The sequence below is a fragment of the Telluria sp. BA11 genome (assembly GCF_056680305.1).
Genome location: NZ_CM155275.1, coordinates 2491054 through 2506813, shown reverse-complemented (window position 1 = coordinate 2506813; position 15760 = coordinate 2491054). Strand labels below are relative to the sequence as shown.

The 15760-nt window shown below is 65.4% G+C and carries 11 protein-coding genes; 8 read left to right on the top strand and 3 right to left on the bottom strand.

Translation table 11 applies throughout. The annotated features are described in order from the left end of the window. The first annotated feature begins 87 nt into the window (after positions 1 to 87). The 5 genes from AC1MGT_RS10915 to AC1MGT_RS10895 are packed head-to-tail and all read left to right on the top strand — an operon-like array spanning position 88 to position 5232. Positions 88 to 1677, top strand: coding sequence for a glycoside hydrolase family 10-like protein (locus tag AC1MGT_RS10915; RefSeq protein WP_499504165.1), 1590 nt, complete (start codon positions 88 to 90; stop codon positions 1675 to 1677). A 36-nt stretch (positions 1678 to 1713) separates the two neighbouring features. Then, on the top strand, positions 1714 to 2682 hold the full coding sequence (locus tag AC1MGT_RS10910; RefSeq protein ID WP_499504164.1) for a BadF/BadG/BcrA/BcrD ATPase family protein: 969 nt from the start codon (positions 1714 to 1716) through the stop codon (positions 2680 to 2682). After that, positions 2679 to 3683, top strand: coding sequence for an N-acetylmuramoyl-L-alanine amidase (locus tag AC1MGT_RS10905; RefSeq protein WP_499504163.1), 1005 nt, complete (start codon positions 2679 to 2681; stop codon positions 3681 to 3683). Before AC1MGT_RS10910 ends, AC1MGT_RS10905 begins: the two co-directional genes overlap by 4 nt. A 23-nt stretch (positions 3684 to 3706) precedes the next feature. Beyond that, positions 3707 to 4606, top strand: coding sequence for a LysR family transcriptional regulator (locus tag AC1MGT_RS10900; protein ID WP_499504162.1), 900 nt, complete (start codon positions 3707 to 3709; stop codon positions 4604 to 4606). 14 nt (positions 4607 to 4620) lie between these two features. Further along, a complete protein-coding gene (locus tag AC1MGT_RS10895; RefSeq protein ID WP_499504161.1) occupies positions 4621 to 5232 on the top strand; it encodes a M15 family metallopeptidase in 612 nt (203 codons plus the stop codon). Between the two features lie 3 nt (positions 5233 to 5235). Here the strand turns inward: AC1MGT_RS10895 and AC1MGT_RS10890 are convergent, their stop codons facing one another. The 3 genes from AC1MGT_RS10890 to AC1MGT_RS10880 form a co-directional block, all read right to left on the bottom strand. Beyond that, positions 5236 to 6375 (bottom strand): GGDEF domain-containing protein, encoded by a 1140-nt coding sequence (locus AC1MGT_RS10890; protein WP_499504160.1) that lies wholly within the window; start codon positions 6373 to 6375, stop codon positions 5236 to 5238. Positions 6376 to 6612: 237 nt separating this feature from the next. After that, positions 6613 to 8088, bottom strand: a complete 1476-nt coding sequence (dacB, locus tag AC1MGT_RS10885; RefSeq protein ID WP_499504159.1) for a D-alanyl-D-alanine carboxypeptidase/D-alanyl-D-alanine endopeptidase — start codon at positions 8086 to 8088, stop codon at positions 6613 to 6615. 10 nt (positions 8089 to 8098) lie between these two features. Further along, positions 8099 to 9337: a nucleoside recognition domain-containing protein gene (locus AC1MGT_RS10880; protein ID WP_499504158.1), complete on the bottom strand. Its 1239-nt coding sequence runs from the start codon at positions 9335 to 9337 to the stop codon at positions 8099 to 8101. Positions 9338 to 9552: 215 nt separating this feature from the next. Between AC1MGT_RS10880 and AC1MGT_RS10875 the strand changes: the two genes are divergently transcribed. From AC1MGT_RS10875 to AC1MGT_RS10865, 3 genes are all read left to right on the top strand, one after another. Next, positions 9553 to 11343: an ABC transporter substrate-binding protein gene (locus AC1MGT_RS10875; protein ID WP_499504157.1), complete on the top strand. Its 1791-nt coding sequence runs from the start codon at positions 9553 to 9555 to the stop codon at positions 11341 to 11343. Positions 11344 to 11555: 212 nt separating this feature from the next. After that, positions 11556 to 14411, top strand: a complete 2856-nt coding sequence (locus AC1MGT_RS10870; RefSeq protein WP_499504156.1) for a TonB-dependent receptor domain-containing protein — start codon at positions 11556 to 11558, stop codon at positions 14409 to 14411. Positions 14412 to 14654: 243 nt separating this feature from the next. Beyond that, positions 14655 to 15704, top strand: a complete 1050-nt coding sequence (locus tag AC1MGT_RS10865; protein ID WP_499504155.1) for a S66 peptidase family protein — start codon at positions 14655 to 14657, stop codon at positions 15702 to 15704. Positions 15705 to 15760: the final 56 nt, after the last annotated feature.

Here is a 15760-nt window from a genome sequence, read left to right as displayed (position 1 = left end):
GACGGCTGACGCCCGCGCTGCCGCGCCCGACGTGGCGCCGGCGCGGAGCGTCAACCTCCGGTACAGCAACATCAAGGAGTTCTTTTTTTGCTTCCCAACCTGAACAAACGCACTTTCACGCTCGGCATGGCCAGCGCCGTCGCCCTGGGCCTGGCGGCCTGCGGCACCAAGCCCACCAAACCGGGCGCCACGACTTTCATCGGCGGTAATGAGCCGCCGGCCGCGCCGCGCGAGTTTCGCGCCGCCTGGGTGTCCACCGTTGCCAATATCGACTGGCCCAGCCGACCGAACCTGAGCGCCGCCAAGCAGCAGCAGGAAGTGCTCGCCATCCTCGACCGCGCCCAGGCCATGAACCTGAACGCGATCGTGCTGCAGGTGCGCCCGGCCGCCGACACCATCTATCCGTCGAACCTCGAGCCGTGGACCGAATACCTGAGCGGCATCCAGGGCAAGGCGCCGCAACCGTTCTATGATCCGCTCGCGTACTGGATCACCGAGGCGCATGCGCGCGGCATCGAGCTGCACGCCTGGTTCAATCCCTACCGTGCGCGCATGGACGCTTCACGCGGCCAGTCGGCGCCGAACCACATCACCAACACCAATCCGGCGATCGTCAAGCGCTACGGCAAATTCATGTGGATGGACCCGGGCGAGCCGGCCGCCGTCAAGCAGACGCTCGACGTGATCCTCGACGTCGTGCGCCGCTACGACATCGACGGCGTGCACATCGACGATTATTTTTATCCGTACCCGATCGACGCCGCGCCGCAGGTCGCCGGCAACGCCGCAGCCCTGGACGGGCGCACCGGCACGCGCGAACTGGACTTCCCGGACGATCCGGCCTGGCACCGCTACCTGGCCGGCGGCGGCCAGCTCGATCGCGCCAACTGGCGCCGCGACAACGTCAACCGCCTGATCGAAGCGATGTACAAGGGGATCCACGCCGAAAAGAGCTGGGTACGCTTCGGCGTCAGTCCCTTTGGCCTGGGCCGCCCGGACCGCCGTCCGCCCGGCATCAACGGCTTTTCGCAGTACGACAAGCTGTATGCCGACGCCGAACTGTGGCTCGAGAAAGGCTGGCTCGATTACTTCGTGCCGCAGCTGTACTGGCCGATCACGCCGCCGGGCCAGGCCTACGGCGTGCTGCTCGATTACTGGATCAGGCAAAATCCGCAGCGCCGCCACATCTGGCCAGGCCTGTTTACGAGCCGCATCGGTGCGCCGACCAAGGCATACGAGCCGCAGGAGGTGCTGGCGCAGGTCGACCTGACCCGTACGCGGCCGCTGGCCACCGGCCACGTCCACTTCAGCATGGTCGCCCTGATGCAGAACCGCAAAGGCATCGCCGACCAGCTGCGCACGACGCGTTACGCTGGCCAGGCGCTGGTGCCGGCGACGACGTGGCTGGGCACCGAGCGGCCCGGTACGCCGCTGGTGGGGGCTTCGCGCCGCGCGCGCTCGGTCGACCTGACGCTCAAGGCGGGCAAGGCCAATGCGCTGTACGCGGTCTGGTCGCGCCATGGCGGGCAATGGCGCTTCGCCGTGGTCCCGGCGGTGCGCGTGGCCTGGTCGGTGCCGGATGACGCGACGCTGGGCGCGGCCGAGATCGTGGTGGTCAGCGCTGTCGACCGCCTGGGCAACGAAGGCGCACGGGTGCGTGTATGGGGCAAAGCGTAATGCAGGTAGCATCGGGTTTTATGGGCGGATTTTGATATGCCATCTGATCGTGACAACGTGAGCGGGTTTGGCCTGGGGATCGACGCCGGCGGCACCGAGACGCGCTGGGCGCTGGCGGCCCCCGGCGGCGCCATCCTGGCCGACGGCGTGGTGGCTGGCCTGTCGGCGCTGCAGATGGCCACGTCGGACGGACGGGCAGCGGTGCGCGCGAGTCTCGAAGACCTGGCGGCGGCAGTGCTCGCGCATGCCAGTCCGCTGCGCATCCAGGCCGGCCTGACGGGGTTCGGCGGCGACGACGAACTGCTGCAATCGTGGCTGGCCCAGTTGCTGGGCGTTGCGCCCAGCGCCGTCACGCTGTCGAACGATATCGAACTGGCGTATCGCGCCAATTTCGCGCCCGGCGCCGGCTACCTCGTGTATGCGGGCACCGGCTCGATCGGCGCCTACATCGACGCCGACCACGTGTTCCACCGCGCCGGCGGGCGCGGCGTGCTGCTCGACGATGGCGGCGGGGGCTTCTGGATCGCGCGCGAAGCGCTGCGCCACATCTGGCGCAACGAAGACGAGCAGCCCGGCTGCTGGCGGGATTCGCCGCTGGCGCAGGCCGTGTTCGAACACATCGGCGGCGCCGACTGGAATGTGTCGCGCCAGTTCATCTATCAGGGCGAGCGCGGCGCGATCGGCAAGCTGGCGCTGGCCGTTGCCGCCAGCGCCGAGCGCGATGCGGCCGCCGCCACGATCCTGAGCGAAGCGGGCCTGGAACTGGCGCGCCTGGCGCTGGCGCTCACGCGCCGTTTCGGCCCGCGCCCGGTGGTGCTGGCCGGCCGCGCGAGCGAACTGCACCCCTTGATCATCGAGACGATGCGCGCCGCGCTGCCGTCCGGAATGGTGCTCACGCAGACCGGCCTGCGCGCCCATCACGGCGCCGCGCGGCTGGCATTGCAACCGGCCGCCACGCCGCCGGCGCGTGCAACCCACAAGAACATCAACGAGGAATCCCCATGAAATCGATCTTTGCCGCTCTCGCCCTGGCCGTGCTGGCAGGTTGTACCACCACCGCCCCGACCACGCCGAAGTACGACACCACCTACGATGCGGTTGGCCAGTCGAGCCGCGCGCGCTTTTTGGTGCTGCACTACACGGTGGCCAACACGCCGGCCTCGATCAAGATCCTGACGCAGCAGCAGGTCAGCTCGCACTATCTGCTGACCGACGAAGCGCAGCCGAAGATCTACCGCCTGGTCGATGAGAACCGCGCCGCCTGGCATGCGGGTAACTCGAGCTGGAAAAACTTCACGCAACTGAACAACAGCTCGATCGGCATCGAGATCGTCAATGCCGGCTGGAAGGACACGCCGCAGGGCCGCGTCTATGCGCCGTTCCCGCAGGCGCAGATGGATGCGCTGCTGCCGCTGGTGAAGGACATCGTCGCGCGCCACGGCATCGCGCCCGAGAACGTGCTCGGTCACAGCGATATCGCGCCGTTACGCAAGCAGGATCCGGGGCCGCAGTTCCCGTGGCAGCGCCTGGCGCAGGAAGGTCTGGTGCTGTGGCCGGACGCGAACCGCGTCGCCGCCGTGCGCCCGGCCTTCGAAGCCCTGCTGCCGGACGTCGCCTGGTTCCAGCGCAAGCTGGCCATGCACGGCTTCGGCCTGGTGCAAAGCGGCATGTACGATGAAGCGACGCGCACCACGCTGGCGGCGTTCCAGATGAAGTACCGCCCGCGCGATATTTCGGGCGTTGCCGATGCCGAGACAGCGGCGTTGCTGGAAGTGCTGACCACGCCGGCGAACACGCCGCCGCCGGTGGTGCCGGCAGCGCTGGCGCCCGTGGCGCCAGCTGCGATGCCAGCGCCGATGCCAGTACCGATGCCGACACCGATGCCGACACCGATACCGATACCGATGCCGACACCGACCTTGCCCGAACCGACGCCCGTCCTGCCGGTCGAGCCGACGCCGGAAACCGCCCCGGCCCCGGCCACGCCAGTCATTACCACGCCATGATTTCCGCGATTGGGGGATAAGCGATGCGTCTGCGTCATATCGAAGTATTCCACGCCATCATGCAGGTCGGCACCATCAGCGGCGCCGCCCAGGTGCTGCATATCTCGCAGCCGGCCGTGACCAAGGTGCTGCAGCACGCCGAGCTGCAACTGGGCATGCCGCTGTTCGAGCGCGTGCGCGGCAAGCTGTATCCCAGGCCGGAAGCGCACCGCCTGTTCATCGAAACGGAAAAGCTCCATCGCGACCTGCAGGGCATCCGCCGTCTGGCCGCGAGCCTGAAGGGGCGCGCGGTGGAAACCGTGCGCCTGGTGTCCACGCCGACCATTGCAGTGAGCGTGCTGCCAGCCGGGATGACCGCCTGGCGCCGCGCCTTCCCTGAAACACGGTGCGAGCTGGCCACGCACCACACGAGCGAAATCGTCAATGCACTGCGCCTGGGTGAAGCCGATGTGGGCCTGTCGCTGCAGGACCCGCGCCATCCCGGCATCGTGGCCGAGCCGATCGCGCACGGCCTGCTGACGGTGATGGCGCCGCGCGGCACCTGGAGCGACGCCGAATGCCGCACGCCGATCGCGGCCGATGGTTTGACGGGTGAACTGATCGGCATGGCCGATCGCGATCCGCTGGGCGAGATGGTGATGGCGGCCTGCGAAGCGCAGGGCGTACAACCGGTGTTTCGCACCGTCGTGCAAACCTACCAGATCGCCCGCTCGCTGGTCGAAGCCGGCGCCGGCACGGCGGTGGTCGATCCGTTCACGGCTGCATCGGCGGCAGCGGGCCAGGTGCAGTGCCGCCAGTGGTCGCCGTCGATTCCCGTGCACCTGTACCTGCTGACCGCCAGCCACGCGCCGCTGTCGCACGGCGCGCGCGAGCTGGCCAATTGCATCGGCGCGACCGCGCGCGCCTGTCTCGAACCAGCCTAGGATTCTTCAGCACCATGCACGCGTTCATCGCCAGCGAAGACATTGCCGCCAGCCCGGCATTCCGGCACCTGGACAGCATCGCCGGCATCCGGGTCGACCTGCGCTACGCCACCGCCAACAACTTCGTCGGGCGCGATCTGTATTCGCCGTTCGATTGCGCCTGGCTGCATGTGCAGGCAGCTGCAGCGCTCGAGCGCGTGGTGGCGTGGCTGGCCGCGCGCCGGCCCGACCTGACGGTGCTGGTGCTCGATGCACTGCGGCCGCAGCGCGTCCAGCAGCAATTGTGGGATGCGCTCGAGGGCACCGACCTGCGCCTGTACCTGGCCGATCCGGCGCGCGGCTCGATCCACTCGTACGGCATGGCGCTGGACCTGACGCTGGTCGATGCAGCTGGCCATGAACTGGACATGGGCACCGGCTTCGACGACATGACCGAGCTGTCGCATCCGGCGCTCGAAGAGGGGTTTTTGCTGGCCGGCCACCTCACCGAAGTGCAGGTGGCCAACCGGCGCCTGCTGCGCGAGGCGATGCTGGCGGCGGGCTTTTTGGGCATCAAAACCGAATGGTGGCACTTCGATTGCGGCGACCGCGACCTGGTGCGGCGCACCTTTCAGCGCGTGCTGTAGCCGTCAGTTCATCGCGATCGCTTCGACCCGGTTGCGGCCATTGTGCTTGGCTGCGTACAGCCGCTTGTCGGCCGCCAGGATCAGGTCGGGCAGCGTGATGCGCCCGTCGTCGCGGGCGAAATCGAACGTGACCAGGCCGAAGCTGGCGGTGGTCTGCAACCCGGGGCCATCGGTAACGGGCGCAACCCGGTTGGCCGCGAACGCCGCGCGCAGGTCTTCGGCCAGACGTGCCCCCTGCGTCAGGCCGGTATCGGGCAAGACCAGCAAAAATTCCTCGCCGCCGTAGCGCACCACGGCATCGACGCCGTCGCGCACCATCCCGTGCAGCAAACTGGCAAAGGTGCGGATCACCGCATCGCCCTCGTGGTGCCCGAACGTGTCGTTGATGCGCTTGAAGTGATCGATGTCGCACAGGATGACCGACACCGGATGCTGGCGCTGGCGCGCGCTTTGCAGCTCATGCTCCAGCAGATGATCGTGCAGGTAGTGGCGGTTGTAGCAGCCCGTGAGCTGGTCGCGCTGGGCCAGCTGCTTGAGTGTCATCTGCAGCCGGAACTGTTCGCGCGCGACGCAGTTGTAGCGGCGCGCCGCCAGGATGCCGAACGTGTTGATCAGCACCAGCAGCATGGCCATCGTGACCAGGTCGGACACGGGCCTTGGCGGCAGCATGAACGTGACCAGCGCCAGGAAGACGATCGAGGCGCCCGTGCCAAGCGCGGTCGAATACACCAGACGGTTCGGGATATACAGGTAGATCACCACCAGCATGATCAGCATCGACATCGCATGCCAGTGCACTTCATGCGGCCGCGCTAGCGCCACCACCATGAAGCAGCCCAGCGCGATGCCCTCGGACAGCGACGCCGCCAGGCGCATGGCACGGATTGACAGCGGACGGCAATAAGCCAGCCAGGCCCAGGAACCGGCGATGGCCGCGACCAGAAGGCGTGCCGGCAGCGTGTCGCGCAGTGCTGCGGCCATGCCAAGAACCGCGATATCCGTCACAAAAAACGACAGGAAGAACGCGACGCAGAACAGCAGCGTAAAGCCGAGCATGGCGCGCGTGCGTTCGATCTGGCTGGAAAGGAAAGCAGTTTCGCTGGTGCTGCGCGCGAACTCGCCGGTCAGGTAATGGATGTGCATGCGATGGACAATGCGGCAGGTGATGATGCCTGCGACACACGATTCATCATTCGGCGGTAGTCGGACAGGACAGGATGATCCGGCGTCGGCGCCGGCCGGACCGATCACCGGTAGCGGTGTCGGACAAATGACTATTGTGACAAAGTTTTCTTACTTGAAACTAACAAAATGTATCAGTTCATTAATTACTTTGTTAATTTCGCAAGATAAGCCGGTTCAATCCCGTGACAATTTGTATCAACGCTGCGCCGCTACCGCTTGTGTCGTTCCCGACCGCGCCACCCAGTCGACCAGCGCATCGAGCACGGCGCGCCCGCGCCCGTCGCCGGCCCGTTCGCTGTTGACCATCGCCACCACCACGCACAGGTTGCCATTCGCATCCGGCACATAGCCGGCCACGGCGGTGACGTTGCGCAGCGTGCCCGTTTTCAGGCGCGCGCGTCCGGCGGCCGGCGTGCCGGCCAGGCGCCGGCGCATGGTGCCATCGACCGCGCCGATCGGCAGGCTGGCCTGGAATTCGGGCGCCCATGGACTCTTCAAGCCCGCCTGCAGCAGGCTGCCCATCTGCTGCGCGCTGATGCGCTCGGTGCGCGACAGGCCCGAGCCATTGTCGATCACGAACCCGGTGTCGTCGATGCGCTGCGCACGCAGCCAGTCACGCACCGCGCTGTCGGCGCGTGCGAAGGTGGTGACCTCGCCGGACGGCAGCGCCAGGCTGCCGTCGACGGGATCGCCCTGCAGGCTGCCCAGGCTCAAGAACAGCAGGCGCGCCAGCGTGTTATCGGACGTCTTGTTGATGTCGCGGACCAGTTCGGGCAAGGCGCGCGCGGCGTGCGCGGCCAGCACGCGCGCGTCCAGCGGCGTGGCGCCGGTGATCGTGCGGCCACTGAGCGTGCCGCCCAGATCGGTCCAGGCGCGGCGCACGAAGCGGCCCACGTAATCGTCGCGGTCGAGCACATTGACGCTGTAGCTGCGGTTGCAGTTCTTCGGGAAGGTGCCGCGCAAGACCACCTCGATGCGGCCATCGGGCGCGCGCCGCGTCTCGGGCAGCTGCCAGCCGTCTTCCCACTTCGCGCAATCGCGCTCGACCAGCGTCATCGCCGACGTGACGGACACGCGTTCTAGTTCCGGGTACATGCGCAGTTGCAGGGTAACGCCGGTCGCGCGCATGTCCAGCTGCAGCATGTTCTTGTTGAGGAGGAGGGCGTCGGGAATCACGTTGTAATACGCGTCGGGCGACTCGTCGAACGGCGGCAGGCCGACGTCCGGCCGCGCCGGCTGGAACAGGCTGCGATCGAGCACCAGGTCGCCCTCGATGCGCTCGATGCCCTGGTAGCGCAGCGCGCGCAGCATGGCCTCGAGATGCTCGCCGGCCAGGTCGGCATCGGCCCCGCCCTTGAGATACAGGCTGCCGCGCAGCACGCCATCTTTCACGTCGCCGGTCGTGCGCAGCTCGGTGCGGCCGCGGAACGTGGGTCCAAGCCGCTCGAGGCCGATCAGCGTCGTCACCAGCTTGATCGTCGATGCCGGCTGCATCGGCAGCGCCGCCTGGTGCGACAGCACGGCCACGTCGCCGCGCAGCACGAGCAGGCCCACTTCGCTGGCTGCGATGCCGCTTTGCTGCATCAGTTGCGCCACCGGCGCCGGTAGCTGGGCCTGGGCGAGCGACGTGGCGCACAGCAGCGACAGGACGAGGGTGGCGCGTTTGAACATGCGTGAATCCTTAACCGAAGAAGAGATAGGCCACGAAGATCGCGGCGATGATGCCGACCAGGTCGGCCAGCAGGCCATAGCTGACCGCATAGCGCGTCTTGCGAATGCCGACCGAGCCGAAATACAGCGCGATGATGTAGAACGTGGTGTCCGACGCGCCCTGCATGATGCTGGCCAGGCGGCCGACAAACGAGTCGACGCCATAGGTCTTGATCGCATCGATCATCATGGCGCGCGCGCCACTACCCGAGAGCGACTTCATGAGCGCGGTCGGCAGCGCGCCGACGAAATCGGTCTGCAGGCCCAGCGCACTGAAGACCCAGGCAAAGCCGCTCGTGACCATGCCCAGGATGCCCGAGTTGCGCACCACGCTGATCGCCACGATCATGCCGACCAGGTAGGGGATGATCTTGATCGACGTTTCGACGCCGCCCTTGGCGCCTTCGATGAAGGCCTCGAACACATTGACCTTCTTGCGCAGCGCTCCGGTCATGAACGCGGCGATGACGCCGAACAGCACCAGGTTGGCCGCGACCGACGACACCAGCTGGATCTGCGTCTTGTCGAGGAAGTAGGTGAAGGACAGGACCATCGACGCGATCAGCGCTGCGGTGCCGCCGATCCAGGCAAAGATCACCGGATCGAACAGGTTGATGCGCTGGCGCAGGCCCACCATGATGATGCTGAAGATGGTGGCGGTGTAGGTCGCGATCAGCGTCGGGATGAAGATGTCGGCCGGGTTGGCCGCGCCCAGCACCGCGCGCTGGGCCATCACGGCCAGCGGGATGATCGTCAGGCCCGAGGTCTGGATCACCAAAAACATCAGCTGCGCATCGGTCGCTTCGTCCTTGTTCGGATTGAGCGACTGCAGGCTTTCCATGGCCTTCAGGCCAAATGGTGTGGCGGCGTTATCGAGGCCCAGCATATTGGCGGAGAAGTTCATCACCATGTGGCCATTGGCCGGGTGGTTGCGCGGCACGCCGGGGAAGATGCGCGAAAAGAACGGGCCGATCACGCGCGCGAACAGGTTGATGGCGCCGGCCTTCTCGCCGACATTCATGATCCCGAGCCAGAACGTCATGACGCCGGCCAGCGGCAGGGCGATGTCCATCACGGCCATCTTGGCCGAATCGAAGGTGCCGTCGATGATGCGCTTGAAGATTTCGGTGTCGCCGAGGAAGAGCCACTGCGCCATTGCTGCGAGGAAGCCGACGAGGAAGAAGCCTGTCCAGATGTAATTGAGTGCCATCGATAACCAGTAAATGCTGAGAGGTGCTGATCGGTGCTGATCGAAGCGTTGCCGCCGGGTTCGGACGATTGTGCAGCGCCCAGGGGCCAAGGGCAAGCCGTGTGGATGAAAGAATGCAGCCGCGCCATGCGCAAAAGTTATGAGCGTTGCTTGCCAAGGCGCAGCGCGCCTATGATACGGCACGCCCGATGGGACGCTCCAAAGGATCTGCCGTCATGAAATTTCGCTCTGCCGCTGCTGCGCTGCTGTCGCTGTCCCTGTTTGTGTCATGCCCGGTCGTGCAGGCGCAGGCCCAGGCGCAGGACAAGGTCCTGCACATGTTCCTCTCGACCAGCGAGACCGGACTCGACCCGGCAGTCGCGTCCGACAACGCCACGCTGTCGCTGCTGGAAAACCTGTTCGACCCGCTGCTGCGCTACGACTACCTGGCGCGTCCGGCCACGCTGCGCCCCAACACGGCCACGGCCATGCCGACCGTCAGCAGCGACGGCCTGACCTACACCTTCCGCATCCGCCCCGGCATCCATTTCACGCCCGACCCTGCGTTCAAGGGCCGCAAGCGCGAAGTCACGGCGGCCGACTATGTCTACAGCCTCAAGCGTTTATACGACCCGGCGCTCAAGTCGCCCTGGGCCTATATGTTCGAAGGCAAAATCGCGGGCGACGCCGCGTTGCGCGAGCGCTTTGGCCCGGATGTGCCGGTGGCCGGCCTGCAGGCGCCGGACCGCTACACGCTGCGCATCCAGCTGGCTGCGCCCGACAACAATTTCCTGTTTTATCTGGCGACGGCGGCCAGCAGCGTGGTGGCGCGCGAAGTGATCGAAGCCTATCCGGGCCAGGCGGGCAATCACCCGATCGGCACCGGGCCATTCATGCTGGGGGAGTGGAAACGGAGCGATCGCATCGTGCTGCTGGCCAATCCGGACTCCATGGCCGTGTTCGCAGCCACGCCGGGCGACGACCCGCAAGACCGGGCGATTGCCGCCGCACTGAATGGCAAGCGCCTGCCGCGCGTGGACCGGGTCGAGGTGCGCATCGCCGAGGAATTCCAGGGCCGCATGCTGGGCTTTCTGAATGCCGACTACGATTATCTGGAGCAGATCCCCGAATCGATGACCGAGATGGTCGTGCACGATGGCGCTTTGAAACCCGAGCTGGCCGCGCGCGGCATCGTGCTGTCGCGCTTTCCGGTATTGCAGACCTACTATATGTGGATGAACATGACCGACCCGGTCGTGGGCGGCTACAGCAAGGACCGCATCGCGCTGCGGCGTGCGATCTCGATGGCCTACAACAGCGCAGAAGACATTGCGCTACTGAAGAAAGGGTTTGCGATCAAGGCCGAGTCGCCGCTGCCGCCGAATGTGCGCGGCTACGATCCGCGCTACCGCAGTCCGGTGCCGTACGACCCGGCGCTCGCCAATGCCTTGCTCGACCGCCATGGCTACGACAGGCGCGACCCGGACGGTTTTCGACGCGCCCCCGATGGCAAACCGCTGACCTTGCAGATGCACAGCGAAGCGACCGTGGGCGGGCGCCTGCGCGATGAACTGTGGCGAAAATGCCTGAATGCCATCGGTGTGCGCGTCGTGTTCAAGTCGGACAAGAAAACCGAGATCATCAAGGCCTCGCGTCTCGGAACGGTGCAGATGTTCGAGAGTAACTGGATCGCCGATTTTCCCGACGGTGACAACTTTTATCAGCTCTTGTACGGACCGAATGCAGGCCGGGCCAACTACGCGCGCTTTAACCTGCCTCAATACAATGTGCGCTATGAAAAAGCACGGTTGCTGCAGGATGGTGCAGAGCGGAACACACTCTATTTTGAGATGAACCAGCTGCTCCACGCGTACAACCCATGGGTGCCTTTGACCCATGTTTTATCGGGCGATTTGCGGCATCCGTGGTTGAAAAACTACAAACGCCATCCCGTCGAATTCACGAACTGGCGCTACCTCGATATCGATGTTGCGCAAAGGGCACGCTCGGTCAGGGGCAAGCGATAGATTCCGTTAGTTTTTCCGCAAGAAAATATTCCCGCTGGTTATACTCCCCTCCGGATAATTCATTGGCTTGTCACAAAATTGTGAGCGTACTCTGAATTGAAAACATAACGTAATGCCAAGAATCAACTTGGCATGCGACACGCAGGTCGGCGCAGTGCAGTCCAATACAGTGCGCCGGCCGAAGACCGCCCCGGAACGCAAGGAGAAACATCGTGAAATTGAAGAAACTGGCCCAGCTGATTGCCGTGATGGGGGCGGTGGCCCCTGCTGCCATGCCGCTCGTGGCGCAAGCGCAGACCGACACGTCGATGCAGCGGGTGGAAATCACCGGATCGAGCATCAAGCGTATCGCCAAGGAGGGCGCGCTGCCGGTTGAAATCATTTCGCGCAAGCAGATCGAAGACCAGGGCATCGTCACGGCCGAGCAACTCATCGCTACGCTGAACATCAATGGCAATGGCTCGGACAACCTGGCCTCGAACGCCGACGTCACGTCGGGCGCCCAGCGCGGCAACAACGGCGCGTCCAGCGCCAACCTGCGCGGCCAGGGTTCCGATTCGACGCTGGTGCTGCTTAACGGCCGGCGCGTCGCGACGCACGGCATGAAGGGCTCGGCGGTCGACCTGAATTCGATCCCGATGGCGGCGGTCGAGCGCGTCGAAGTACTCAAGGATGGCGCGTCGGCCGTGTACGGCACCGACGCCATCGGCGGCGTGATCAACTTCATCCTGCGCAAGAACTACAAGGGCCTGGAAGCGCAGGCCTTCACCGATGTGGCCGAGGCGAGCGGCGGCGAAATCGGCCGCGCCAGCCTCACTGGCGGCTGGGGCGACCTCGACACCCAGGGCTGGAATGTGCTGGCGACCCTGTCGCACAGCGAGAACAAGGCGCTGCGCGGCAACCAGCGTGATTTCGTCAACACCTTCCAGCCGAACCGCGGCGTGTCGGTCGATACGCGCGGTACGCCGAGCGGCAATATCTTCGCCACGACACTGGCGCCAACGCTGCTCTCGCGTACCGGCACCGGCCCGACCCTGCCGGGCAGCAGCGTTGCCTACAACGGCATCAGCCTGCTCGACCTGCCGGGCGGTGCCGGTTGCGACAGCATCGACGGCATGGGCGCGTACGACGAAAAGCTGTGGGACACGCCGGGCGCCGCTTATGGCTGCGCCTGGGATACGGGCCGCGCTGCCGTACTGCAGCAGCCGGTCAAGAACACCAACGCGCTGGGCCGCGCCACCTTCCGCATCGGCGAGCACGAGCTGTTCGCCGAAGGCGTCGCCTCGCGCGTCGAAGTGTCCAAGCGCTTCTCGCCGAACCAGATTTCGCCATCGGCGTCGACCTTCGGTCCGAGCTCGTTCTACCCAAGCACGGGCGCGGCCTACAACGACGTCTACAACGCACTGGTCAAGACCTTCCCGGGGATCTCGGCCAACTACGGCTTGCCCATTGCGTACCGCTGGCGCTGCATGGAGTGCGGTAACCGCGAGATCACCACCGAGACCAAGGCCAGCCGCGTGCTGGTGGGCGCCGATGGGCCGCTGACCCTGTTCGGCAACCGCTACGATTACCGCGTCGGCCTGTCGCGCGCCTACAGCGAATCGGAATCGCTGCTGGGCACCGGCTACAACTACACGGCGGCGCTGCGCGATGTGCTCGGCTCGGGCATCGTCAACCCGTTCCTGCTGCCGGGCCAGACCCAGAGCCAGGCCGCGATCGATGCGATCCGCGCCACCTCGGCCGCCGGTGTCGTCATGTACGGCGGTAAAACGACGCTGACCCAGTTCGACGCTGCGCTGTCGGGTGAAGTCTTCAAACTGCCGGCCGGCGCCGTGATGATGGCGCTGGGCACCGACTTGCGCCGCGAAGAATACAAGTTCAATGGCGACCTGCGCGCCGTCAGTGCGCGCCCGGCGATCCTGAATGCGCCGTTCGATGACGTCAACGCGTTGCCGAAGGTGAGCCGCGACATCAAGGCCGTGTATGCCGAGATGCTGGTGCCCGTGACGCAGGCGCTGGAACTGACGTTCGCCGTCCGCCGCGACGATTACACGGGCTTTGGCGCGACGACCAATCCGAAGGTCTCGTTCCGCTACCAGCCGATCCCGCAACTGATGTTCCGCGGTTCGTACAACGAGGGCTTCCGCGCCCCGTCGTTCAACCAGCTGTTCAACGGCGTGACCGAGAGCGCGTACGCCGGCAAGGATTTGGCCGACCCGGCCACCTGCCCGAGCGGCCGCGTCGACACGACGGTCGCCGGCTGCCAGGCCGTCAACCCGGTCACGCTCACCGGCGGCAAGAACACGCTGGGGCCAGAGACCGCCAAGCAGGCCAGCCTGGGCGTCGTGTTCGAGCCGGCCGGCGGCTTCTCGGCCAATGCCGACCTGTGGGAAATCCGCAAGGAAAACACGATCGACTCGTTCAACCTCGCGACGATGGTCGCGAACTACAACCTGTTCCAGGACCAGTTCATTCGTGACGCCGCCGGTAACCTGGCGTTCGTCGACCAGCGCTGGCTCAATGCCGGCGAGCGCATCACGCGCGGCCTGGAAGTGGGCGCCCGCATGACCGGCAAGTTCAGCACCGGTTCGATCTGGGGCATCGGCATCGACGGTTCGCGCCTGCTCGAGAAGAAGTCGCGCGCCACGAAGAACGCCGAATTCGGCGAGAGCGAAATCGGCCGCTTCCTGTACACCGGTGACCTGGGTTTGAAGTGGAAGCACAGCGCCTACGTGACCTACAAGTACGGCAACTGGAGCGGCATGCTGCAGAATATCTTCCGCTCGGGGTACACCGACCAGGTGCTGCCAGGTGTGGCCAGCGGCCGCATCAAGCCGTCCGAGTACAACAGCAAGGTGGACGATTACTCGATCTTCCACCTGACCGCAAACTACACGGGCTTCAAGAACCTGACGCTCACCGCCGGCATCAAGAACATCCTGGACGAAGATCCACCGTTCGCGATCACCTACGACAGCAACACCGGCGCCGGCAGCAGCTGGGAGCCGCGCGTAGCCGATCCGCGCGGCCGTTCGTTCACGATGATGGCGACCTACAAGTTCTTCTGATCGCAAAGCGGGGGTCAGGTCTGACATTCGGACACGAGCTCGACAATCGCAGAGAAAAGCGGGGGTCAGGTCTGACATTCGGACACGAGCTCGACAATCGAGTAGTCGGCAATAGCTAGAACCGGGCCAAGCTAGTACTGTGCAAGACACCATTGGAAGTGGCTAAGGCTGAGGTCGTGTCTGAATGTCAGACCTGACCCCGGCTGTGCCCGGGCCTTTTTCATTCAGGATTGCCTACCGCGCATGAAGATTAACCGCCGCAGTTTTGGTGCCATCGCCGCTGCCATGTCCACTATCGCGTCCGGCGCTGCCGCTGCGCGCGTGCCTTCGCGTTCCATGCCCAAGCTGATCAAACCTCCACGCCTGCGCCGGGGCGACGTCGTCGGCCTGATTGCGCCGGGCGGCTACACGAACGATGCCGCCATCGAGAAAGCCGTGCGCAATATCGAGGCGCTGGGTTTTCGGGTCAAGCCGGGCGCCTATCTGCGCGAGGTGTTCGGCAATTACGCAGGCTCAGTCCAGCAGCGCCTGGCCGACCTGCATGCGATGTTTGCCGATCCCGAGGTCAAGGCGATCTGGCCGATCCGCGGTGGCTCGGGCTGCATCTCGCTGCTCTCGGGCCTGGATGTCGCGCTGATCCGCCGTAATCCGAAAGTGCTGATCGGGTATTCCGACATCACGGCGCTGCACCTGGCTATTTTCAAGCAGACGGGCCTCGTGACGTTCCATGGACCGGTGGCCTCGTCGACGCTGACCGACTATGCGACGCAGCACATGATGGCAGTGCTGACCGAACCGCAAGCGACTTACACGATTCCGATGTCGCTCGAGAACGCTGAACGCGCCGTGCAGGAGCCGCACTTCGGCCTCCATACCTTCACGCACGGCGTGGCCACGGGGCCGCTCATGGGCGGCAACCTGTCGATGGTCGCGGCGCTGGCCGGCACGCCGTATGCGGCCGATATCAAGAACAGCATCCTGTTCCTGGAAGACGTGAACGAAGCGCCGTACCGGATCGACCGCTGGATGACGCAGCTCGACCTGGCCGGTGGCTTTGCCAATGCGGCGGCGCTGGTGGTGGGGATTTGCCAGAACTGCGGGCCGGAACACGAGGACGTGTCACTGACCCTCGAACGCACGCTGGCATTGCACCTGCATCCGCTGGTCATTCCGGCAGTGAGCGGCTATTCCATTGGGCATATCCGCAACCAGTTCACGCTGCCCATGGGTGTGCGGGCGACGCTCGATACGCAGGCGCAGGCGATCACGCTGCTGGAAGCAGCGGTGTCCTGAGAGTTTTCTGGTGGTGCTGTTGAGCGCGCGGGCTTGTGACAGGTGGGTTGAACGCG